Below are 21,095 nucleotides of genomic sequence, written 5' to 3' on the forward strand. Positions count from 1 at the left end.
CCGCCTGCGGGTCGTCGATCTGCACGAGCGTCACGTCCGACCCGTCACCGAGGGCCTGTGCGACGGTCTCGAGCACCGAGGTGTCCGCGAGCACCACGCGGGCTTCGCAGTGCTCGAGGATGTAGCTCAGTTCCCGCGCGCTCAGTCGCGGGTTGAGCGGCACCAACACCGCCCCGGCCGCCGGCACGGCGTAGTGCGCCATGAGTGTCGCGGGAAGATTGGGCGCGATCACCGCGACCGTGGGCCACGAGCACTCCAGCAACTCCGCGCCCTGGAACGATTCGTTCCCCTCACCCGAGGCCCCCGCGGATCGCTCGGACCCGGCAGTGTCGCCCGACTCGGCAGTTCCGGGCAAACCGCCCGTGACCGGTGACCCGGCGGACTCACGCGACCCCGCGGACTCGGGCGACCCAGCGGCGTCGTCCGATCCAGCGGATCCCCGGGAAGCAGCGCCCGCCGAGCCGTCGGAACCGGACAGCAGCGGCAACAGCGCCGTGGCGAACCGGCGCACGTCCCGTTCGAACTGCTCGTAGCTCCACACCCGCGAGCCGTGCACGATCGCCGGGCGGTCGGGGAAGACCTCGGCGCTGCGCTCGAGGAAGCGCAACGGGGTCAGCGGCTCGGTGTTCGCGAACATGGTGCTCCTGAACGGTCATGGCCCGTCACGCGCCGGACGGGCGCGAACCGGGCCGTGTGGGCACGAGCGGATCAGTTGTAGGCGGAGAAGCCCGTGATCGACTTGCCGATGATCAGGGCCTGCACCGTCTCGGTCCCCTCGTAGGTGTGCACGGCTTCCACGTCCGCGAAGTGACGTGCAACACGGTTCTCCAACAGGATGCCATTTCCGCCGAGCAGATCGCGAGCGTTGGCCGCGACCTGGCGTGCCGTGCGGGTGGCCGTGTACTTGGCCAGCGAGGCCTGGTGCCCGGTCAGGGTCCCGGCCTCCTCCTTGCGGGTCATCGCCATTACGAGCGTCTGGATGGAGGTGAGCTCGCTCAGCATGCGGGCCAGGCGCTCCTGCACGATCTGCGACGCCGCGAGCGGACGGCCGAACTGCACGCGCTGCGCCGCGTACTGGACCGCGGTCTCGTAACACGCCTGCGCGTGACCCACCGCGGCCCACCCCACGCCGATGCGGGTCGCGAAGAGGACCGAGGCCGTGTCCCGGAAGGAGCGGGCGTTCGGCAGGACGTTCTCGGTGGGGACGAACACGTTCTCCATACGGATCTGGGCCTGGTGGATGGCCCGCAGGGAGAGCTTCCCGCGCATGGTGGTACCCGTGTAGCCCTCGGAGTCCTGGGGCACCACGAAACCGTGGACCGCGCCGTCCTCGTCGCTGCGGGCCCACACCACGGTGATCCCGCCCATGGACCCGTTGCCGATCCACTTCTTCTCACCGTTGAGGACGTGGCCGCCATCCACGGGGGTCGCTCGGGTCTCCAGGCCGATCGAGTCCGAACCGTGGGCCGGCTCGGTGAGCGCGAAGGAACCGAGCAGCTTGCCCGCGGCCATGTCCGGGAGCCACCGGTCCTTCTGCTCGTCGCTGCCGCACATGGCGATCGAGCGCATGGCCAGGCCACCCTGCACACCGGCCACGGTGGACACCGATCCGTCCCCGCGGGCCAGTTCCATGGTCACGAGACCCGCGGCGAGCTTAGACATGTTGTCCATGCCCGGGACCGCCACGCCGTCACGCAGCAGGTCCAGCTCGCCCATCCGGGTCACGAGATCCAGGTTGTACTCGCTCTCGTCCCAGTACCGGGCGATCACGGGCAGGACGTCTTCCTGCACGAAGGACCGGGCGCGCATCCAGTGGGCGCGGTCCTCGTCCGAGACGTCCGTGAAGACCCCCGCCTCGTCCGTTCCCAGGGCCTCGGTGAGCGTGTATTCCGGTTCCAGCGTGCCCGCGGGGAAGTTCTCCGAGGTGGGTGCCGTGTTCTCAGTGGTCATGACTGGTCCTTCGCGATCAGGGGTTACTGCTGGGCGGCGTCGAAACGCCGGCCGCGGACGCGCTCGGCGGCGCCGGTGCGGTCCAGGTAGGGTGTGATGCCGCCCAGGTGGAACGGGTAGTTGGCGCCCAGGATCATGCACAGGTCCACGTCCCGTGCGGAGGCGACCACGCCCTCGTCGAGCATGTGCCCGATCTCGTCCGCGAGCGCGTCCTGGACGCGCGTGAGCAGCTCTCCCCCGGCGCCGTCGTCCGACGACGCCGCAACGCCGCTCTTCTGCCGCGTGCGCTCGAGTGCGTCGTGAGCCTCGGGCGAGAGGTAGGTCTGCGAGGTCTCGCCGCGCGCGGGCAGCGTGTGGGTCAGACCGGCGTCCGCGACGGCGTCGAGCCACGGAGAGAGGGTGAACCGGTCCGGGTAGGCGTCGTTCATGGTGTGCGTGATGTGCACGAGCACGGCCGGGCCCACGAAGTCGAGCAGCTGCAGCGGTGTCATGGGCAGCCCCATGGGGGCGAGGGCGTGGTCCACGGTCTCCGGATCGCCACCGGCGTCCATGGCGCGGCCAATCTCGTCGAACATGCGGGTCAGCACGCGGTTGACCACGAAGCTCGGGGCGTCCTCCACGCGCACCGCGATGCGCCGCAGCTTGGCGGCGAGGTCGAACGCGGTGGCCAGGGTGGAGTCGTCCGTCTGCTGCGCGGAGATGATCTCGAGCAGCGGGGTGACCTCCACCGGGTTGAACACGTGGAAGCCCACGAGCCGCTCGGGGTGCTTGAGGTCCCGGCCCATGGCCGTGACGGACAGGGACGAGGTGTTAGTCGCGAGGATCGCGTCCTCGCGGATCACGGGCTCCCACTGCGCGAAGACCTGCCGCTTCACCTCGAGCTCCTCGAAGACGGCCTCGATCACGAAGTCCGCGTCCGCGAGGTCCTGCGGGCTCTCGGCCCCCGAGATCAGGGAACCGAGCTGCTCCGCCTGCTCCGCGCTCATGCGACCCTTCTCGGCCTGGGCCGTGAAGCGGTCGCGGGTGCGCTGCACGCCTGTGGCGAGGCGCTCGTCGTCGAGGTCGGTCATCACCACGGGGACCCGGGCGCCCTGGGCGAGGAGGGACGCGAGCTGACCCGCCATGAGTCCCGCGCCGATCACCGCCGCCTTCTTGATCGGGCGCACGGCAGCGTCCGGGACGTTCGCGGCCTGTTTGCTGCGGGCGCTCACGAGTTCGAACGCGTACAGGGACGCGCGGGCGGCGTCGGACTGCACGATCGAACTGAAGAGCTGGACCGCGGCGGCACCGTTGGCCTGGCGGGTGTCCGTGCGCGCACGGCCCACGAGGTCGATCGCGGCCACCGGGCCGGGAGCGGCACCGTGCCACGCGGCGTGGGCCTTGGCGGCGGCCTTGTCCACGGCGGCCTGCCAGGTCTGTTCGTCGTCGTCGGCGCGGCGCGGTTCGTGCTTGCCCTCGAGGGCCTCCACGACCCAGCGCTGCCACGCCGTCTCCCACTCGTCCGTGCCGGGGGCGGCATCCAGGACGGCGTCCACGAGACCGATCTCCGCGGCCTTGGCGGGCTTGAGGTTCCGCCCGCGCATGGAGTCCGTGACGATGATGTTCAGTGCCGCCTCAGCGCCTACCAGGTGCGGCAGTAGGTAGACGCCGCCCCAGCCCGGAAAGAAGCCCAGCCGGCACTCGGGCAGACCCATGGGTGCCTTGCCGGACGTGGCCAAGCGGTAGTCGGTGTGCAGCGCGAGTTCCAGACCGCCGCCGAGGGCCACCCCCGTGATGAGCGAGAACGTGGGAACGGGCATCTCCGCCAGGACGCCGAAGGCCTCGTGCCCGGAGCCGACGTAGTCCTCCGAACCCCCGTCGAACTGTGCGGCGCGGATCTCCTTGAGATTGGCGCCTGCACCGAACGACTTCTCGTTGCCCGTGACCACCACGGCCTCGACCTGCGAGGTGTCAATGGCCGAGAGCTCCCGGCGCAACTCGCGCATGGCCTCCGAACCCCAGATCACGAGCCCGTTGGGCTCCGTGGACCCCAGGGACACCAGGGCGATCGGTCGTTCCCGCCCGGGCAGGACGGGACGGGTCACGTCGATGGTCACGGTGGACGGGAAGGTCTGTTCGCTCACGCTTGGCTCCTGTGTCTGGGCGAAAGGTGGTGTGGCCCACAGTATCGCGAGAACAGTCTGACGTGAGACTGCGTCTCACGTCAAGACATTCAGTGTCACCCGGCCCCCGGATGCCCGGTACGTCCTGGATAGGCTGATCCGGTGACTCTCCAGCTGCCGCTGCACTCGGACCGCTTGCGCTTCCGCTGGCCCACCGATGCCGACATCGAGCCCATGCACTCCTACCAGTCCCGCGAGGACTACGCCATGCATGCATGGCGCGAACCCCGCGACATGGACCACGTGATCAGGACGGTCGAGGCCAATCGCGAACCCGGGTCCTGGTCCTCCGACGGCGACAGCCTGCGGGTCGCGATCTCCCCTCACGACTCCGACGAGCTCGTGGGCGAGATCGTGCTGACCCTCGTGGACGCGGAGTCCGCGCAGGTGGAGATCGGCTGGGCGTTGCACCCGGACCACACGGGCAAGGGGTACGCCGCGGAGGCCGCGCGCACCGCCGTCGACGCCGCGTTCGAGCACCTCGGCGCGCACCGCGTCTTCGCGCGCCTGGACAGTCTCAACGTGGCGTCCGCGAAGGTCTGCGAGCGCGTGGGCATGCGCCAGGAGGCGACCCTGCGGGAGAGCCACTACCAGTTGGGCGAGTGGCGCGACGAACTCGTCTACGCTGTGCTCGCGTCTGAGCGACGCGCGGATTGATCCGCCGCGGGGACACGCACCTCGTCGGAGGGTCGCGCCCCGGCGAACCCGCCGCCCTCGGAGGCGTCCTGCTCCCCACCGGGCTGGGCATCCCGCGCGAGCTGCGTGCCACCCGGGGCCAGGGCCTCGTACACCGAGCGCGCCGTCCGCTCGGCGACGTCCCGCGCGTCGACCCCCTCGGGGACGATGACGACCACGGGCGCCGGGCCCGCACCGTCGTCCGCGGAGCGAAGTTGCTGAACCGGGCGCCCGGGAACGAACGAGAGCCCGAAAAGGGTGCACAACCACGCGACGCGCCGATTGAGTCCCGCGGCCAGCCGCTCGCCGTCCGCGGCCTGGGGATCGTGCAACCACGTGCGCAGGTAGGCGTTGTGCACGGCGACGATGGCGGAGGCCAACGAGATCGCCGTGACCCGCCGGTCGGGGCCGTCTGGCAGGACGCGGCGCAGGAACTCCCGGAACACCCGCTCGTACCGGTGGGATGTGGCGAGCTCCCGGTCCCGCAACGCCTCGACCCGCTGCAGCAGTCGGTGTCGTGCGAGCGCACGGTCCGCGTGGTCCAGGTTGTACCGGAACACGAGCTGCACGCCCTCACTCACCCCCGCCTGGGCGGTGAGGTGCGGGCGGTTGAGCAACTGCTCCAGCCGCTCCAGGTTGGACGCGTGATCCGCGAACACGATGTCCTCCTTGGACCCGTACTTGCGGAAGAACGTGGCACGACTGACCCCCGTGGCGTGCGCGAGCTGGTCCACGGTGGTGGCGTCGTAACCCTGCGCGGCCAACAGGCGGATCGCTGTGGTGACGGCGTCGCCGCTCACCCCGGGTGCGGTACTCATCTGGCCTCCTGCGGTGATGGTAACCGTGCGGCGAGGCCGCCGCGGTGCGGCGACCACGTCCGCGGGCCGCGCCGGTCCGGGAGCCGGCCCGACGACGCGCTCAGCCCCCGAAGGCCTGCGTGACCTGGCCCGGGACGGACACGCGCACCGAGTAGAGGGAACCGGCGGTGGGCTGGACGTCGCCCGGGAGGCCCTCGCGCGACGTCGTGATGTACAGCGTGCGCAGGTCCTCACCACCCAGCGTGCACGCGGTGGTTTGCGTGGCGCCCACGGCGACGACGGTGTCCAGGGCCCCGTCCGGGAGGTAGCGGTGGACCTGCCCCGCGCCGTAGAGGGCGACCCACACCGCGCCCTCGGAGTCCACGGTCAACCCGTCCGGGCTCACCGAGACGCGGCCCGGTTCGTAACTCTCCTCCGGGTCCGTGGCGGCCGCGGCGGCGTGGTCGTCCAGGACGGGCGCGACGAACGTGCGGCGGTTCTGCAGGCCGGCCTCGGGGCTCCAGTCGAAGACCGAGACCTCGTGGGTGGGGGTGTCGTTGTAGTACGCGAGGGTGCCGTCCGGGGACCACGCGATCCCGTTGGAGATGCTCACGTTCTCGAGGACGGGCTGCCACGACAGATCCGGCGCGACCCGGTACAGCGTGGCCGCGCCCTCGGTCTGCTCGTACGCCATGGACCCCACGTAGAAGGAGCCGTCGGGGGCCACACCGCCCTCGTTCATGCGGATCTCGGGGTCCCCCCACATGGGGATCTCCCGCTCCACTGCGCCCGTGGGATCGGTCAGGACCACTCCCCGTTCCACCGCGATGATCTGCCCACCCGAACGGCGCGGACGCACACACGCGGCCACGGCGTCCACGTGCTGGCGGCGCGGCTGGTCGGCCGGGGTGAACGTCATGACGTCCCCGGCGAGCATGTCCACCCAGGCCAGCCCGTTCCATTCCTTGCTCCAGCACGGCCCCTCACCGTGGTACATCCACGACGGGGTGATCCTCTGGGCGGTGAGCTGCTTCACGACTGCGACCTCCTGGGGCTGTTGTGGGCGGGGAGCGACATGCTGGGAATCCTGTCGCGGTCGTACGTGATCTGCGTGTACCCGTGCGGGGCGGGCTTGCCGTCCTCCCCGAGGTTCACGAACACGATCTTGTCGATGCTCAGGATCAACTCGCGGGTGATCATGTTGCGCACCTGCGCCCGCATGGTCAACGAGGTGCGTCCGAACGTAGTGGCAGTGAGGCCCATCTCGATGATGTCCCCCTGCACCGCGGAGGAGACGAACTCGATCTCGGACATGTACTTGGTGACCGCCCGCTGATTACCCAATTGCACGATCGCGTAGATCGCCGCTTCCTCGTCGATCCAGCGCAGCAGCGATCCCCCGAACAGGGTGCCGTTGGCGTTGAGGTCTTCCGGCTTGACCCATTTGCGGGTGCGGAACGAGATGTCACCGTGGTGCTGCATGCCCCCAGCCTAGGGGACCGCCTGGACACCGGGCCGCGAACGGCCCAGCTGGCGGGGACCAGGAACGTGGTGTCCACCCCGTAGTGCTCGATGTCCGCGAGCACTTGCGAGGGCACGAATGTCCTGCGCACCAGGGTCGTGTTGCCCCGCACAAGCGCGCGCACGGTGAACGAGTTCAATGCACCGATGTGGAACAGCAGCGCCGTCGCCCCCCGAAGCCTCCCCGCCCTGCTAACCGTCCGGGATCCAGGGCACGGCGGGGTCCGTGTCCATGACGACGCTGCCGCCCTCGTAACCCTCCGCGAGCGGCAGCGCCGCCTCCAGGACGGGGACGTGACCGGGCTCCACGATGGTCACCGCGGGGGTCGATCGGGTGTGCAGGCCCGCGACCTCGCGCGGGGCGAGTCGGAAGTTCAGGGGCTCGAAAACCACGCCGAGCCACCACGCGGCGAACATGGTGCGCAGGAAGACCTCGGAGTTCAACCCCAGTGAGGCGACCCGGTCCCCGGTGCCCACCCCGGAACGCGCGAACGCGCCCGCGAGACGCCGCACGCTCTCGGTGAAGTGGGCGTAGTCCACCGTCTCGTCCTCGTAGATCACCATGGGGTGCTCGGGGCCGTAGCGCGCCTGGTAGAGCAGACCTCGCACGGGGTTGATGTTCACGGGGTGGCTCATGGCGGTTCCTGACATGGGCACGGACACCCCGCAAATCCCCTGAGTGATATGCGTCACCCTAGCAAGCGGTCACGGCGTTGTGGTCACTGCATCGGTGATGCACACTGGTCCAGCCGTCACGTGTCAGCGGCATCCGTCATGGGCCCCGGCTCCGCGATCCTTACCCGTTCGCGCGGCGGTCCCGGTGTGGAAGGAAGTCCTCATGTCCGATCAGCGCCCCCTTGCCATGGTCACCGGTGGTTCCTCCGGCATCGGGTTCGAACTGGCCAAACAGTTCGCCCGGCACGGCTACGACGTCGCCCTGTCCGGTTCGAGTGACCGCGTCCATGAGGCGGCCACGGGCATCGAGGAGCTCGGCGCACAGGCCTACCCGTTCCAGGCGGACGCCGCCACCTACGACGGTGTCGAGGACTTCTGGAACTTCGTGGCCGAGCTGGGTCGTCCCTTGGATGCCGCGGCCCTGAACGTCGGTATCGGACTGGGCGGAGCGTTTATGAACACCGACCTCCAGGACGAGTTCCGGCTCATCGACATCAACGTCAAGGGCACGGTGCACATGGCCAAGCGCGTCGTGCAGCACATGGTCCCCAACGGCCACGGGCGCATCCTCATCGTGTCCTCCACCTCCGCCACGACGCCCACTCCCTACGAGACCGTCTACGGCCCCTCCAAGGCATTCGGTTTCTCCTTCGCGGAATCATTGCGCGAAGAGTTGCGTGACACCGGCGTGACGGTCACGGCGCTCTTACCCGGTGCCACGGACAGCGACTTCCACTCCAACGCCGGCATGGACAACACGGCGCTCGGGCCGGGCGCCACCAAGAACGACAAGGTCCTCGTGGCCCAGCAGGGCTTCGAAGCATTGCTCAATGACGTGGACGAGGTCGTGGGCGGCGATGAGCAGACGAAACAGACCCGCGAGGACAACCGCACCACCCCCGAGCCGGTGAAGGCGCACCGGCAGGCGGAACTGACCCGCCCGCGCGGCGACTGAGAGCGGGACGCAAGCCGGTGATGATGGTGCGCCGGTGCGTTCGTCCGTCATGATGCGTGCATGACCGAAACCTCCACGGCCTCCACCGCGCAGACACCCGACCCCGGGCCAGAGTTCCAGCGCAAAGTGCTGACCGTGCTGGCGCTGGGCCAGATCCTGGGTGGGCTGGGAACGGGTGCGACCCTCGCGTTGGGTGCCCTGCTCGTCACGGAGGTCTCCGGGAGCAGTGCGGTGTCCGGGTTGGCGGCCACCATGAACACCCTGGGTGCCGCCATTCTGGCCATCCCCCTGGCGCGGTTGGCGCAACGTCGTGGTCGGCGGATCTCCCTGACCACCGGCGCCCTCGTGGCGGTCGCAGGGGCGGGCGCTGGGGCTGCCCCAGTTCACCGCGGGTTCGTGATCGCACTGTGTGCCCAGGTGCTGGGGGCCATCGTGTACTTCATCGGATTGCGCCCGGACCCGCTCAAGGTCGCCCTGTCCCGCGGTGAATCGGTGGCCTCCACACCCAGCCCGGCCGGCGGGTTTACCCTGTTGCGCACCGTCCCCGCGGCTCGGCGCGCGGTGCTCGTGGTGGCCCTGTCCCACGCGGTGATGGTGGGTCTCATGTCCATGACGCCCGTGCACCTCACGACCCACGGGGCCACGCTGTCCGTGGTGGGGCTGACCATCTCCCTGCACGTGGCGGGGATGTATGCCCTTTCCCCCGTCTTCGGCTGGCTCGCGGACAAACTCGGTCGCGCCGCCACGGCGCTCGCCACCCCGGCGTTCACGACCGGTGCCGCGGCAGCGCCGTCGAAGACCGCGTTCAACACCGCCGGGATCGACGCCGCCCTGGCCAACCTCGTGCGCGACGGCGCCGTGGGCATGACCACCTCGGTCGTGGGCCCGGGCGGGACCTATCTGAGCGCCGCCGGCAAGCGGCACCTGCAGAAGGACAGCGCCCGGCCCCAGGACCGCGCACGGATCGCCTCGATCACCAAGGCGATGATCGCGGTGCTCGTGATGCAGCGCATCGAGGCGGGGCAATGAACTCTGCGCACGACCATCGACCAGGTCACCCCGGGGCTCTACCCGGGCCACGGCGGCGTGACCGTGGCGCAACTGATGAACCACACCTCGGGCATGCCGGACGGGATCTACTCCTTGCTCCCGGACCGGGAGTGGTACACGTGGACCGTGCAGGACCTGGAGGCCGCGGTGGTCCCGTACCACCCCGAGCAGGAACTTGTGGAACTCAGCCGCAGGCTGCCGTGGGAGTTCGAGCCCGGGACCGGCTGGTCCTACTCCAACGTCGGGTACGTGGGGCTGTCCATGATGCTCGAGGCCGCCACGGGGTCGCGCATCCAGGACGTCGTGCGGGACCGGGTGTTCAAGCCCGCCAAGATGCAGCAGTCACGGCTCGAGGAGTCCACGCTGGTCCGAGGCCGCTACCTCCTGCTGTACGGCAAGTTCCAGGCCGGGCTGGCGCCGCTGCCCCTGGTCAACCCGTCCATCTTCTCCGGCGCGGGCGGGGTGTACGCGACCGCGGAGGACATCACCGACTTCACCGGCGCCCTCATGACCGGACGGTTGCTGCGCAAGGACCTCGTGGACGCCATGGTCACTCCCGTGGGCGCGGCTCAGCAGGCGCGCTACGGCTACGGTCTCTACCTCATCAACGGTCCCTGCCGCACCGCGGCGGGCACCCCCGAGGTGCTCATCGGTCACGACGGCGCCGGGTTCGGCACCCGTGCGGTGTCCTTCACCACGCGGGACGCCTCCCGCCGGATGGCCCTGGCCTACACGGGCCGCCCCTTCGTGGAGGAGGGTCCGGACCCGGATGCGGCCATGAACGCCGCGCTCATCGCGGGCTTCCGTGCCACGTGCCCGACGAGCGCCCCGACCACACCGGCTTCTGGCAAGGGGCCGGCCTCCGGCGGCGCGGGCTCGCTGCGGTTGTAGCGCCGAGCAGGCCGTCGTACCGCGCCGACCGTTGTGTCACGTCGGCCGTGGTTTCACGCCAGGGGGTGCATCGGGTCTCAGCGACCGGTGCGCTCCCGATGTTTGCACCCGGGCCAGCAGCACGGGCGGCGCTTGCCCTCGTGCATTTCCTCCTCGGTGCGCCGGATCCGCCGCTGCCGGGTCTCCGGCTTCTGGGCATCCTCCACCCAGCACACGAACTCGTTGCGCCCGAGCGGAGTGAGTCCGCGCCACAGCTCGGCGGTCACGGGGTCCAGCGCGAGCGCTTCGGCGACGTCCGCGGGCAACTCGTGGACGACGCCGCCGGGGAGCCCGGACTGGGTGTTCGCGCCATCGATCGTGGCCAGGTTCTCGGCGGTCTCCGCGCCGTTCTCGTTCTGCGCGTCCGTCACGTTCGTCGCGTTCTCCGCGGACGACGCCGCAGTCCGGGTCGTGTTGGTCATGGTTCTCTTCCTGCGCTGTCAACCTGTCGCCGTGGATCCCCGGCAAGCAGCAGCGTGCCACGCGACGGACCGAAGACGTCCATTACTCGATTCATGAATATCCGGGGCGAAGCCCCGCCCCCACCGGGCTCACGCCAGGTAGAACCCACCGTCCGAAGTGAGGACCTGGCCGACGATCCATGCGCCGTCGTCCGTGGCGAGCCAGCCGATGAGGTTCGCGGGATTGCTCGGCGCCCCGAAGCGGCCGAACGGGGTGCCGTCGATCAACTCCTGGATCTGACCGAGTGGACGGTCCGTGGCATCGGGGGACAGGTACCCGGTGTCCACCGGTCCGGGGTTCACGGTGTTGAGCACGATGCCGAGTTCGAGCAGCTCCGCGGCCACGGTAGCGGTGACCCCGGCGAGCGCGGCTTTGCTCGTGGCGTACGCGACCTCGCCGCGCATGGGCCCGTGCCCCTGTCCCGAGGTCATCCAGAAAACCCGCCCCGTCGGTGCGGTGAACCTCCGCTCGCGGTCGCCCCGGATGCGTTCTCCCGGCCGCGCCGGAGCGGTCGGGGCGTCGGCCTTGAGGAGCGCGAACGCCCGGGTCAGCAGCAGCGTGGAGCGGGTGTTGGTCTGCCAGAACGCGTCCAGCGCCTCGGGGGTCATGTCCAGGATGGAGCCGTCCCCACCGCTCCTGGCGTGGTTGCACACGAGGATGTCCAGCGACCCGGTGAGCTCGCTCGCGGCATCGATGAGCGGTCGGATCCGTCCGGGGTCCCGCAGATCCGCGCTCATCTCCCCCAGCCGCGCACCCCCGGTGAGTTCGGCCCGCAATGCGCTCACGACGTCGCTCAGATCGTCCGCGCCCCATGGCTGGTCCTCGTCGTGCGGGCCGTAGTGGTGGATGAATACACTCGCGCCCAGCCGCGCGAAGGTGCGGGCAACGGCGAAGCCGATGCCGCGGCGTCGTGACACCCCGGTGACCAGCGCCGTTCGACCGCGCAGGGGCAGGGTTCCGGGTGAAGCCGTCATGAATCCAGTCTGCCAGCGCCGCTTATTGAGACCGGATCGATGGATTGTCTCAATAAGACTCCTACTGAGACAATCAGGATCAGCAGTTCCATCAAGGAGCACCATGGCCACCTCCAACTGGCCCGCGATCGGCCACGAGAGCCACCGCTGGGTCCACCGCGATCCCATGGCATCCCATCGCGCGCGGATCCGGAACACGGGGGACTTTGCCGCCACGGTGGTCCCCCGGATCTTCGTCGAACGGGCCGGGCGCAGGACGTTCGGCTCCTGACCCCGGAACGGCGTGATGCCGCCCACTGCATAACAGGATCAACTCCTGCACAGCGGGGCGGCATCCTTCATGGGCGACTTCGGGATCACGGCCGCCACCAGGGCGATCCCGAGGTGGCCGTGACTAACCCAGCAGCCCACCCACCCGGCGCATGAGGCCGGCCAGTCGAGCGGCGTCGTCGTCCTGGAGTGCGGAGAAGAAGAGCTCCTGGACGTCCCGCGCGTGGGCGGGGCGCAGTTCGCGGAAGGCGCGCAGGCCCTCGGCTGTGAGCACCGCCTCGAAGCCGCGGCCGTCGCACTCCACGCGGCGGCGTTCCACCCAGCCGCGCTTGCCCAGCACACCGATCTGGTAGCTCAACCGCGACGGCGAGAAGATCAGGCGGTGCGCCAGCTCACCCATGCGCATCCGGTGCTCCGGCGCGCTGTAGAGCAGCAGGAGCAACTGGTAGTCCATGAGCGAGCAACCGTGCTGCTTGAGCCGCTCCTCGATCCGGGCGGTGAGCAGCGCGGTAGTCTCGAAGTAGACCTGCCACGCGTCCCAGTCCTGCCGGGACGCGTCCGAGATACCCGCACGCGCCGCATCATCGAGGGATTCCGCGCCACTGATGCATGCCGCGCCGGTGGTGTCCGCGCCGTCCGAACCCGTCACGGGCTCGGACGGCGCGGTCTCGACGTGCGCGGACCCGGACGGCGCAGCCTTGGACAAAGCAACGGCGCTGGTGGCCGTGTCGCTCACGATCCCACCGAGGCCAGCAGGCTCGCGAAGTCGGGGACGTCACTGAACTCGTCCTTGACCTCGCGGCGCAGACCCGGCCGAGCGGCGTCGCCCTGGGAGGCGCCGTCCGCGGAACCGGCACTGCCCCGCGAACCCGCGAGCAGCATGGCGCCGAGCGAGGCGCCCACGCGGTCGATCCGGCGCTGCAGGTCGTTGTGACCCCAGTCCTCGGACGCCGCGTAGATGCCCAGGGGCAGCACGAGGGCCTTGAGGTAGCTCAGCAGCGGCCGCATGGCGGTGTCCAGCACGAGCGAGTGCCGCGGGGACCCGCCCGTGGCGGCGACCACGGTGGGCAGGTTCTCGAGCGCGGACTCGTCGATCACGTCGAAGAATTGCTTGAACAGCCCCGAGTAGGACGCCTTGTACGTGGGCGACGCCGCGATCAGGCCGTCCGCGGTAAGCACGGTGTCGATCGCGTCCTGCACGGCGCGCGAGGCCACATGGGTGATCATCATGTCGGTCAGCCCGTGGGCCATATCTCGCAGCTGGATCACCTTGATGTGCACGTGCTGCCCGGCGTTCTCGACCGTGGTGCTCGCGGCCTGGGCGATCGCCTCGCCCAGGCGCGTGGTCGTGGAGTCCTCCGACAGTCCCGCGGTCACCACCGCGAGGTTCAACCGATCGGTCATGGCGTCCTTCTCTCTGACGTGGTACGTGAACTTACTTGGCGTTCTCGTGGTCGCGCTGCGCGGCCTCCGCCTGCTGTGCGCGATCCTTCGCGGCCTGCGAATCCGGGCCGCCACCGGGGATCGGGTCCTTGCCCGCGGCGTGGCGCGCCACGAGGGACTCGTGGGTGGGAGCGTCCGGCACGTGGGCCGGCCGAGCGGCGTCGAACTCCTTGCGCAGCACCGGGACGACCTCCTCGCCCAGGATGTCCATCTGCTCGAGGACGGTCTTGAGCGGCAGGCCGGCGTGGTCCACCAGGAACAGCTGACGCTGGTAGTCACCCGCGTACCCGCGGAAGGACAACGTGCGCTCGATGACCTGCTGCGGGGATCCCACGGTCAGCGGGGTCTGCTCGGTGAAGTCCTCGAGCGACGGGCCGTGACCGTAGACCGGCGCGTTGTCGAAGTACGGGCGGAACGTACGCATGGCGTCCTGCGAGTTCTTGGCCATGAACACCTGACCACCCAGACCCACGATCGCCTGATCGTAGGAGCCATGGCCGTAGTACTCGTAGCGCTGGCGGTAGAAGTCCACCATGCGCTCGGTGTGCTCCTTGTTCCAGAAGATGTTGTTGTGGAAGAACCCGTCACCGTAGAATGCGGCCTGCTCCGGGATCTCCGGGGAGCGGATGGAACCGTGCCACACGAACGGCGGGACGTCGTCCAGCGGGCGCGGCGTGGCTGTGAAGCCCTGCAGGGGCGTGCGGAAGCGACCGGAGTAGTTCACGCTCTGCTCGCGCCACAGCCGGTACAGCAGCTGGTAGTTCTCCACGGCCAGCGGGATGCCCTGCCGGATGTCCTTGCCGAACCACGGGTACACGGGCCCTGTGTTGCCGCGACCCAGCGTGAGGTCCACGCGCCCGTCCGCTAGGTGCTGGACGTACGAGTAGTCCTCCGCGATGCGCACGGGGTCCGTCGTGGTGATCAGCGTGGTGGCGGTGCCCAGCTGGATCTTCTCGGTCTGCGCCGCCAGGTGGGCCATGAGGATCGGCGGGTTTGCGGGCGCCACGAACGGCGGGTTGTGGTGCTGGCCCATGGCGAACACGTCCATACCCACCTCCTCCGCCTTGCGAGCGATGGCCACGGTGGCCTTGATCCGCTCGTTCTCGGTGGGGGTCTTGCCGGTGGTGGGGTCCTGGGTCACGTCCCCGATGGTGAAGATGCCGAGTTGCATGTCGGCCTCCTTGGCTTGTGGTCGACGACGCCGCAGCGCGAGTGCCGCAGCTCCGTTCCGTAGATATTTCAAATTTGAATTACCTATATAATGCGCCGCCGCGGAGATTTATTCCAGGGAAAATATCCGGGTGTGGCGAACGGCACTCGGGCCTACAGTGGTGTCATGAGATCACCCATCGGGCGGCTGATCGCTCTCCTGCTCCTGCTTCTTGCGCTGACCGGGTGTTCGGGTCACTATCCCGCGGACCCGCACGGGACACTCGAGCACGTGACCGGCGGGGAACTCCGTGTGGGTGTCTCGCACAGTCCTCCGGAGACGGATCTCGGACCCAACCCACCCACGGGCACCGAAGTGGATCTCGTGCGGCAGTACGCCGAGACCGTGAGTGCTCACGTCACCTGGACTCCCGGTGGCGAGGAGGATCTGGTCAAGCAGCTGAAGAACGGCCACCTGGACCTGGTCATCGGTGGGCTCACGAAGGACAGCCCGTGGGACACGGAGGTGGGCATCACCCGCGGTTACGCCGAATCCACCGACGAGTTCGGCGACACCCGGAAACACGTCATGGCGGTACGCAACGGGGAGAACGCATTCCTCATGGACCTCGAAGCATTCCTGGCCGACCACGGAGGCAGATCATGAGCGCGCAACACCACCCGGTGGACGACGAGCAACTTCCGCCGGAGATCACCCGAGCGCTCACCCGGGCCGTGCGCCTGGAATGGCTCACCATCGGGACCCTCGCGGTCACGGTGACCCTCGTGTTCCTCGTGCTGGGGAACTCGCAGGCCATGAAGACGGCATGGGTCGAGGACCTGTTGTCCTTCATCCCGCCCATTGCGTTCCTGGTCGGCGTACGGATCACCCGCCGCCCGGCCACCGCGAAGCACCCCTTCGGCCATCATCGCTCCGTGGGGATGGCCCACCTGGTCTCGGCCACCGCGCTGCTGGTCATGGGGACATATCTGATCGTCGACTCGGGCAGCAAACTCATCACGGCGGAGCACCCGTCCATCGGCGGGATCCAGCTGTTCGGCACCACGGTGTGGCTCGGCTGGTTGATGATCGGGGTCCTGGTTGTCACGGGCATCCCGCCGGTGGTCCTGGGGCGCATGAAGTTGAAACTCGCGACGCCCTTGCACAACAAGGTGCTCTTCGCGGACGCGGACATGAACAAGGCGGATTGGATGACCTCCGCCGCGGCCACCACGGGTGTGATCGGGATCGGCCTGGGGTGGTGGTGGGCGGACGCCGTGGCGGCCATCGTGATCGCCGTGTCCATCCTCAGGGACGGGATCACCAACCTCCGTGCGGCCGTGGCCGGGCTCGCGGATGCCCGTCCCACCACCGTGGACAACAAGGAGCCTCACCCGCTCAACGCGGACGTGGACGCCTTCCTCCGACAGCTGGAGTGGGCGCGCGTGGGTGCCGCACGCGTACGCGACGAGGGTCAGGTGTTCCAGGTCGAGGGATTCGTGGTTCCCCGCACCCCAGACCTCGCGACTCCCGATCGCCTGGACGCCGCCCGCAAACAGCTACTGGCCCTGGACTGGAAGATTCGCGACGTGGTGCTCATCCCCGTCAACACGCTTCCGCGGGTCCTGGAGGCCGAGGAGTTCGAGGGTCATTCGCACTAGATTGTTGAACAATCCTCCCGCGTGCGGCATTCTGGAACTCGGTACTGAGACGGAGGTCACGCATGACGGTCATCGATCTAAACAGCGACGTGGGCGAGTCGTTCGGCAACTGGCACATGGGCGACGACACCGCCATCTTCCGTTCCGTCTCCTCCGCCAACGTGGCCTGCGGGTTCCACGCCGGGGACCCGGGCACCATGGCACAGACGTGCCGGGACGCGGTGGCCGCAGGAGTCACCGTGGGCGCCCACGTGGCGTACAGGGACCTGGCCGGTTTTGGCCGACGATTCCTGGACTGCTCCCCCACCGAACTCGCCGATGACGTGCTCTACCAAATGGGTGCACTCGAGGCGATGGCGCGCTCGGCCGGCACGACCATCAAATACGTCAAACCCCACGGGGCGCTGTACAACACGATCGTCCACCACGAGGCACACGCGCAGGCGGTCGTGGACGCGGTCAAGGCGTTCGGCGGTGACCTCCCGTTGCTGCTGCTGCCCGGTTCCGTGGCCCTGGACAAGGCCGAGCGGGCGGGATTGCGCGGGGTGGCCGAGGCATTCGCCGACCGAGGGTACACCCCCGAGGGCACGCTGGTCTCCCGCCGCGAGCAAGGCGCTGTGTTGCACGACGCCGCCCAGGTCACCGAGCGCATGATCCGCCTGGCCGAACACGGCACGCTGACCGCGGTGGACGGCTCCACGGTGCATCTCGCCGCCGAGAGCATTTGCGTGCACGGGGACACCCCCGGGTCCGCAGCCATGGCCGCCGAGGTCCGCGCGGGTCTGGAGCGCGCGGGCATCACGATCCGGTCGTTCGTGTGAGCGGCCGCGACTCGACGACGCACGGTCCGGGCACCGCCCACGACGGCACGGGCGTGCCCTCCCCGGCCACTCCGCGAGCCGCCAACGTGACGCGGAGCGGATCCGGAGCGCCGCGCACCGCACGCCGGGACCGAGCCACCGCGCCTGCCACGTCCTCGTCGGCAGCACCCGACACGGCCACCCCGCCGCGGACGGGTCTGCGCTGGGCCGGCACGCGGGCCTTCCTGATCGAGTGTCCCTCGCTCGAGCACGTGATGCGGCTGCATGCCCACCTGAGTGCCCATCCGTACCCGGGTCAGCTCGATGTCCTGGCCGCCGCGGAGACCGTGTTGCTGACCTTCACAACTCCCGCCGCGGCGCGGAGGGCCGCGAGCGACGTCGTCGACATCCGGCTCGATTCCACCGAGCCGGCCGCGGGTAAGCACGTGGCGATCGACGTGGTCTACGACGGCGAAGATTTGGCCGCCGTGGGAAAGCTGACCGGGCTCGGCGAGCGCGGCGTGATCGAGGCGCACACGGGAACCGGCTGGACGGCGGCGTTCGGCGGGTTCGCGCCGGGATTCGCGTACCTTGTGGCCGACGGCGATCCGCTCGAGGTGCCGCGCAGGGACTCGCCCCGCACCGCGGTGCCGGCCGGGTCCGTGGCGCTCGCGGGACGCTTCTCGGCCGTCTACCCCCGGCGTTCCCCCGGGGGTTGGCAGCTGATCGGTCACACGGACGCGCCGCTGTGGGACGTGGACCGGGAAGAGCCCGCCCTGATCCGACCGGGTGACACCGTGCGCTACCGGGCGGTGCGCGAACTCGTGACGGTGTCCTCAGAGACGGCACTACCCGCGTCGCGCCGGGAGCGGAAACACGCCCTGATGATCGAGGATCCCGGGATGCAGTCCCTGCCCCAGGACCGCGGCAGACCCGGCCGAGGCGACCTGGGCGTGGTGGCCTCCGGCGCGGCGGACCGCGCGTCGGCCGAGCAGGCCAACCGGCTGGTGGGCAACTCGCCCGAGGCCGCCGTGATCGAGACGCTGCTGGGTGGACTGTCGGTCACGGCCCGCGGGCACCACGTACTGGCCCTCAGTGGCGCGCCCACTCCGGCCCGGATCGAGGGACCCCTCGGCGGACGCGCCGTCACGTGCCACGCTCCGTTCGCCCTGTACGACGGCGAGCGCCTCACCCTGGGGGCCCCGGACAGAGGCCTGCGCACCTATCTGGCAGTGCGAGGTGGGATCGACGTACCCGAGGTGCTGGGGAGCCGCTCCTCGGATGCGCTCTCCGGGATCGGACCGGACCCGTTGAGTGCCGGTGACGAGCTCCCGGTTCTCAAGGCCGCCGCGGGCTGGACCGTGGGGTTGCCCGAACCGCCGGCGGTCACGCTTCCCACCCCCGGGGAGACCGTCACCCTGCGGGTGAGCCCGGGGCCCCGTGACGATTGGTTCACACCGGAAGCACTCGAGACGTTCACCTCGCGGGACTGGGTCGTGAGTGAGCAGTCCAACCGCGTGGGGGTGCGCTTCGAGGAACCCCCCGAGGGCCCGCCGCTCGAGCGTTCCCGCGAGGGCGAACTGGCGAGCGAGGGCGTGGTGGCAGGTTCCCTGCAGGTCCCCCACTCGGGGGTTCCCGTGCTCTTCCTGGCCGACCATCCCGTGACGGGCGGCTATCCCGTGATCGGGGTCGTACTTCCGGAGGACCTCCCCCTCGCCGCGCAGCTACCCCCGAGCAGCGCGGTCCGCTTCACGTTCACCGATCCGCCCCACCCCGCATCCGACACCGCAGGAGACACACCATGAAGAAGGTCCTGATCGCCAACCGCGGGGAGATCGCGGTGCGGATCGCGCGGGCGTGCGCGGACGCCGGTCTGACCTCGGTGGCCGTGTACTCCGAACCTGACGCCGACGCCTTCCACGTGCATATGGCCGACGAGGCCTACGCCCTGCCCGGTTCCGCCTCCGCGGACACCTACCTGCATATCGACCGTCTGCTCGCCGTGGCCTCCCGTTCCGGCGCGGACGCCGTACACCCGGGCTACGGGTTCCTGTCCGAGAACGCGGACTTCGCGCAGGCCGTGGCGGACGCCGGCCTCACCTGGATCGGTCCGTCCGCCCGGGTCATCCGCGAGCTGGGCAACAAGGTCACCGCCCGGGCCATCGCCGTGCGCGCCGGCGCTCCCCTGGTTCCCGGCACGGACGGTCCCGTGGACGACGCCGCTGCGGCCCGGTCATTCGCCGAGGAGCACGGACTGCCCATCGCCATCAAGGCCGCCTTCGGCGGTGGTGGTCGTGGGATGCGCGTGGCCAGGACCATGGACGAGATCGACGCGGCGTTCGAGGCGGCGGTGCGCGAAGCGACGTCGGCGTTCGGGCGGGGCGAATGCTTCGTGGAGCGTTTCCTGGACAAGCCCCGCCACGTGGAGGCCCAAGTCGTGGCAGACACCCACGGTTCCGTGATCGTGGTGGGCACGCGTGACTGCTCACTGCAACGGCGGAACCAGAAGCTCGTGGAGGAGGCCCCTGCGCCGTTCCTGACCGATGAGCAGCGCACGACGATTCATGAATCCGCGCGCGCCATCTGCCGGGAGGCCGGGTACACCGGGGCGGGCACGGTCGAGTACCTCGTGGCCCCGGACGGGCTGATCTCCTTCCTGGAGGTCAACACGCGGCTGCAGGTGGAACACCCCGTCACGGAGCAGACCGCGGGCGTGGACCTCGTGCGGGAACAGTTCCGCGTGGCCGACGGGTTGGCGCTGAGCCTCACCGAGGACCCGTCACCGAACGGGCATGCGTTTGAGTTCCGACTCAATGCGGAGGACCCGGCCCTCGGGTTCCTCCCCACTCCCGGCGCAGTGGAGGCGTTCGAGGCGCCCACGGGCTCGGGGGTGCGCATGGACACCGGTGTGCGTTCCGGGTCCGTGGTGCCCGCCGAGTACGACTCCCTGCTGGCCAAACTCATCGCGTGGGGCGAGGACCGGCAGCAGGCCCTCGTACGCGCGCGCGCCGCGCTGCGGGAGCTCGTGATCCGCGGGGTGCCCACAGTGGTCCCGTTCCACCGGGCGGTCCTGGAGGAGCCCGCGTTCACGTCCCCGGACGGGATGGGGGTGTACACCACGTGGATCGAGGACGAGTTCACACGCAAGCTGGAGGCCTCCCCGTACGTGGCGCCCGGGGCCGGCGAGCGCACCACGGTCACGGTGGAGATCGACGGGCGCGCCCATCAACTGGGCCTGCCCGCAGACCTTGCCGCCGCCCTCCTGGGTGGCGGATCCGTCGCAGGTTCCGGGTCTGATTCGGCATCCGGGGGCGCCGAATCGCGGTCCGGTGAGACCGCGGGGGCGGGGGCAGAAACCGGGGCGGCGTCGTCGCCCCATGAGGACTCGGCAGGAACGAGCCTGGTGGCGCCCATGAACGGGACGATCGTGACGTGGGCCATGCAGGACGGCGCCGAGGTGGTCGAGGGCGACACCGTCCTCACCCTGGAGGCGATGAAGATGGAGACGCCCGTCCGCGCTCATCGCTCCGGCACGCTGACCCGGGCGGACCTGGCGGAGGGGTCCGCCGTGCGCAAGGGGCAGACGCTGGGAGAGATCGCGTGACGGCCGTCGAGCCGCG

22 protein-coding genes are annotated in these 21,095 nt (G+C 69.7%); 10 read left to right on the forward strand and 12 right to left on the reverse strand.

All coding sequences use genetic code 11. The features are described 5' to 3' along the window. The 3 genes from B3I25_RS08135 to B3I25_RS08145 all read right to left on the reverse strand — a co-directional run. A partial coding sequence (locus B3I25_RS08135) for an AMP-binding protein (protein ID WP_286738569.1) occupies positions 1-637 on the reverse strand: 637 nt, incomplete at its 3' end. A 71-nt stretch (positions 638-708) separates the two neighbouring features. After that, positions 709-1,950 (reverse strand): acyl-CoA dehydrogenase family protein, encoded by a 1,242-nt coding sequence (locus B3I25_RS08140; RefSeq protein ID WP_098055340.1) that lies wholly within the window; start codon positions 1,948-1,950, stop codon positions 709-711. 23 nt (positions 1,951-1,973) lie between these two features. Continuing rightward, the gene (locus tag B3I25_RS08145) at positions 1,974-4,073 is read right to left on the reverse strand and encodes a 3-hydroxyacyl-CoA dehydrogenase NAD-binding domain-containing protein (RefSeq protein ID WP_286738572.1); all 2,100 of its coding nucleotides are present in this window, start codon (positions 4,071-4,073) and stop codon (positions 1,974-1,976) included. Positions 4,074-4,214: 141 nt separating this feature from the next. On the opposite strand from B3I25_RS08145, the gene B3I25_RS08150 reads away from it, so the two are divergent. After that, positions 4,215-4,769 (forward strand): GNAT family N-acetyltransferase, encoded by a 555-nt coding sequence (locus tag B3I25_RS08150; protein ID WP_286738573.1) that lies wholly within the window; start codon positions 4,215-4,217, stop codon positions 4,767-4,769. On the opposite strand, the gene B3I25_RS08155 is transcribed toward B3I25_RS08150, so the two are convergent. From B3I25_RS08155 to B3I25_RS08170, 4 genes are all read right to left on the reverse strand, one after another. Beyond that, entirely contained in the window at positions 4,733-5,605 is an 873-nt protein-coding gene (locus B3I25_RS08155; protein WP_286738575.1) for a TetR/AcrR family transcriptional regulator, read from the reverse strand. The two genes, B3I25_RS08150 and B3I25_RS08155, sit on opposite strands and share 37 nt — an antisense overlap. 100 nt (positions 5,606-5,705) lie before the next feature. Beyond that, positions 5,706-6,620 (reverse strand): SMP-30/gluconolactonase/LRE family protein, encoded by a 915-nt coding sequence (locus B3I25_RS08160; RefSeq protein ID WP_064846388.1) that lies wholly within the window; start codon positions 6,618-6,620, stop codon positions 5,706-5,708. Continuing rightward, a complete protein-coding gene (locus tag B3I25_RS08165; RefSeq protein WP_082943306.1) occupies positions 6,617-7,066 on the reverse strand; it encodes an acyl-CoA thioesterase in 450 nt (149 codons plus the stop codon). Before B3I25_RS08165 ends, B3I25_RS08160 begins: the two co-directional genes overlap by 4 nt. 231 nt (positions 7,067-7,297) lie before the next feature. Then, positions 7,298-7,741 carry an AMP-binding protein gene (locus tag B3I25_RS08170; protein WP_286738576.1) on the reverse strand — a complete coding sequence of 148 codons (444 nt, stop codon included), beginning with the start codon at positions 7,739-7,741 and terminating at the stop codon, positions 7,298-7,300. Positions 7,742-7,943: 202 nt separating this feature from the next. Here B3I25_RS08170 and B3I25_RS08175 point away from each other — a divergent pair, with 202 nt between their 5' ends. Genes B3I25_RS08175 through B3I25_RS12370 form a run of 3 tightly spaced genes read left to right on the forward strand, consistent with a single transcriptional unit; the run spans position 7,944 to position 10,676 of the window. Then, complete coding sequence (locus B3I25_RS08175; protein WP_286738577.1) at positions 7,944-8,735, forward strand: SDR family NAD(P)-dependent oxidoreductase; 792 nt, start codon at positions 7,944-7,946, stop codon at positions 8,733-8,735. A gap of 60 nt (positions 8,736-8,795) precedes the next feature. After that, positions 8,796-9,764 (forward strand): hypothetical protein, encoded by a 969-nt coding sequence (locus B3I25_RS12365; RefSeq protein ID WP_349676530.1) that lies wholly within the window; start codon positions 8,796-8,798, stop codon positions 9,762-9,764. A gap of 15 nt (positions 9,765-9,779) precedes the next feature. Further along, complete coding sequence (locus tag B3I25_RS12370) at positions 9,780-10,676, forward strand: serine hydrolase domain-containing protein (RefSeq protein ID WP_349676536.1); 897 nt, start codon at positions 9,780-9,782, stop codon at positions 10,674-10,676. Between the two features lie 77 nt (positions 10,677-10,753). Here B3I25_RS12370 and B3I25_RS08185 read toward each other — a convergent pair whose 3' ends face one another. Both B3I25_RS08185 and B3I25_RS08190 read right to left on the reverse strand, forming a co-directional pair. Continuing rightward, entirely contained in the window at positions 10,754-11,137 is a 384-nt protein-coding gene (locus B3I25_RS08185; RefSeq protein ID WP_231885553.1) for a YdeI/OmpD-associated family protein, read from the reverse strand. Positions 11,138-11,266: 129 nt separating this feature from the next. Then, entirely contained in the window at positions 11,267-12,151 is an 885-nt protein-coding gene (locus tag B3I25_RS08190; protein WP_286738578.1) for an SDR family oxidoreductase, read from the reverse strand. A 103-nt stretch (positions 12,152-12,254) separates the two neighbouring features. On the opposite strand from B3I25_RS08190, the gene B3I25_RS08195 reads away from it, so the two are divergent. Beyond that, the gene (locus tag B3I25_RS08195) at positions 12,255-12,422 is read left to right on the forward strand and encodes a hypothetical protein (RefSeq protein ID WP_179861296.1); all 168 of its coding nucleotides are present in this window, start codon (positions 12,255-12,257) and stop codon (positions 12,420-12,422) included. Positions 12,423-12,545: 123 nt separating this feature from the next. Here B3I25_RS08195 and B3I25_RS08200 read toward each other — a convergent pair whose 3' ends face one another. From B3I25_RS08200 to B3I25_RS08210, 3 genes are read right to left on the reverse strand one after another with little or no spacing between them, the layout of a single operon-like run. After that, entirely contained in the window at positions 12,546-13,157 is a 612-nt protein-coding gene (locus B3I25_RS08200; protein ID WP_349676531.1) for a MarR family winged helix-turn-helix transcriptional regulator, read from the reverse strand. Beyond that, positions 13,154-13,825 carry a CE1759 family FMN reductase gene (locus B3I25_RS08205; protein ID WP_286738579.1) on the reverse strand — a complete coding sequence of 224 codons (672 nt, stop codon included), beginning with the start codon at positions 13,823-13,825 and terminating at the stop codon, positions 13,154-13,156. The genes B3I25_RS08200 and B3I25_RS08205 overlap by 4 nt, the downstream gene beginning before the upstream one ends. A 31-nt stretch (positions 13,826-13,856) precedes the next feature. Next, entirely contained in the window at positions 13,857-15,035 is a 1,179-nt protein-coding gene (locus B3I25_RS08210) for an LLM class flavin-dependent oxidoreductase (protein ID WP_286738580.1), read from the reverse strand. Positions 15,036-15,200: 165 nt separating this feature from the next. Here B3I25_RS08210 and B3I25_RS08215 point away from each other — a divergent pair, with 165 nt between their 5' ends. The 5 genes from B3I25_RS08215 (at position 15,201) to B3I25_RS08235 (ending at position 21,079) form a co-directional block, all read left to right on the forward strand. Then, entirely contained in the window at positions 15,201-15,680 is a 480-nt protein-coding gene (locus B3I25_RS08215) for a transporter substrate-binding domain-containing protein (RefSeq protein WP_206479140.1), read from the forward strand. After that, the gene (locus B3I25_RS08220; protein WP_286738583.1) at positions 15,677-16,675 is read left to right on the forward strand and encodes a cation diffusion facilitator family transporter; all 999 of its coding nucleotides are present in this window, start codon (positions 15,677-15,679) and stop codon (positions 16,673-16,675) included. The genes B3I25_RS08215 and B3I25_RS08220 overlap by 4 nt, the downstream gene beginning before the upstream one ends. Before the next feature lie 62 nt (positions 16,676-16,737). After that, positions 16,738-17,496, forward strand: a complete 759-nt coding sequence (locus tag B3I25_RS08225; RefSeq protein WP_286738585.1) for a LamB/YcsF family protein — start codon at positions 16,738-16,740, stop codon at positions 17,494-17,496. Further along, entirely contained in the window at positions 17,493-19,280 is a 1,788-nt protein-coding gene (locus B3I25_RS08230; protein WP_286738586.1) for a 5-oxoprolinase/urea amidolyase family protein, read from the forward strand. Before B3I25_RS08225 ends, B3I25_RS08230 begins: the two co-directional genes overlap by 4 nt. Then, entirely contained in the window at positions 19,277-21,079 is a 1,803-nt protein-coding gene (locus B3I25_RS08235; protein ID WP_286738587.1) for an acetyl/propionyl/methylcrotonyl-CoA carboxylase subunit alpha, read from the forward strand. Before B3I25_RS08230 ends, B3I25_RS08235 begins: the two co-directional genes overlap by 4 nt. The last annotated feature ends 16 nt before the right edge of the window (positions 21,080-21,095 follow it).

This window comes from Kocuria sp. UBA1838 (genome assembly GCF_002338785.1).
GTDB classification, from domain to species: Bacteria; Actinomycetota; Actinomycetes; order Actinomycetales; family Micrococcaceae; genus Kocuria; species Kocuria marina.

What these genes read in the sequence shown, in the direction of transcription:
- B3I25_RS08185 (WP_231885553.1), bottom strand. Translation starts at nt 11,137, where the DNA reads ATGACCAACACGACCCGGACTGCGGCGTCGTCCGCGGAGAACGCGACG.
- B3I25_RS08210 (WP_286738580.1), bottom strand. Translation starts at nt 15,035, where the DNA reads ATGCAACTCGGCATCTTCACCATCGGGGACGTGACCCAGGACCCCACC.
- B3I25_RS08195 (WP_179861296.1), top strand. Translation starts at nt 12,255, where the DNA reads ATGGCCACCTCCAACTGGCCCGCGATCGGCCACGAGAGCCACCGCTGG.
- B3I25_RS08155 (WP_286738575.1), bottom strand. Translation starts at nt 5,605, where the DNA reads ATGAGTACCGCACCCGGGGTGAGCGGCGACGCCGTCACCACAGCGATC.
- B3I25_RS08205 (WP_286738579.1), bottom strand. Translation starts at nt 13,825, where the DNA reads ATGACCGATCGGTTGAACCTCGCGGTGGTGACCGCGGGACTGTCGGAG.
- B3I25_RS08215 (WP_206479140.1), top strand. Translation starts at nt 15,201, where the DNA reads ATGAGATCACCCATCGGGCGGCTGATCGCTCTCCTGCTCCTGCTTCTT.
- B3I25_RS08190 (WP_286738578.1), bottom strand. Translation starts at nt 12,151, where the DNA reads ATGACGGCTTCACCCGGAACCCTGCCCCTGCGCGGTCGAACGGCGCTG.
- B3I25_RS08140 (WP_098055340.1), bottom strand. Translation starts at nt 1,950, where the DNA reads ATGACCACTGAGAACACGGCACCCACCTCGGAGAACTTCCCCGCGGGC.
- B3I25_RS08170 (WP_286738576.1), bottom strand. Translation starts at nt 7,741, where the DNA reads ATGAGCCACCCCGTGAACATCAACCCCGTGCGAGGTCTGCTCTACCAG.
- B3I25_RS08175 (WP_286738577.1), top strand. Translation starts at nt 7,944, where the DNA reads ATGTCCGATCAGCGCCCCCTTGCCATGGTCACCGGTGGTTCCTCCGGC.
- B3I25_RS12365 (WP_349676530.1), top strand. Translation starts at nt 8,796, where the DNA reads ATGACCGAAACCTCCACGGCCTCCACCGCGCAGACACCCGACCCCGGG.
- B3I25_RS08225 (WP_286738585.1), top strand. Translation starts at nt 16,738, where the DNA reads ATGACGGTCATCGATCTAAACAGCGACGTGGGCGAGTCGTTCGGCAAC.
- B3I25_RS08235 (WP_286738587.1), top strand. Translation starts at nt 19,277, where the DNA reads ATGAAGAAGGTCCTGATCGCCAACCGCGGGGAGATCGCGGTGCGGATC.
- B3I25_RS08165 (WP_082943306.1), bottom strand. Translation starts at nt 7,066, where the DNA reads ATGCAGCACCACGGTGACATCTCGTTCCGCACCCGCAAATGGGTCAAG.
- B3I25_RS08220 (WP_286738583.1), top strand. Translation starts at nt 15,677, where the DNA reads ATGAGCGCGCAACACCACCCGGTGGACGACGAGCAACTTCCGCCGGAG.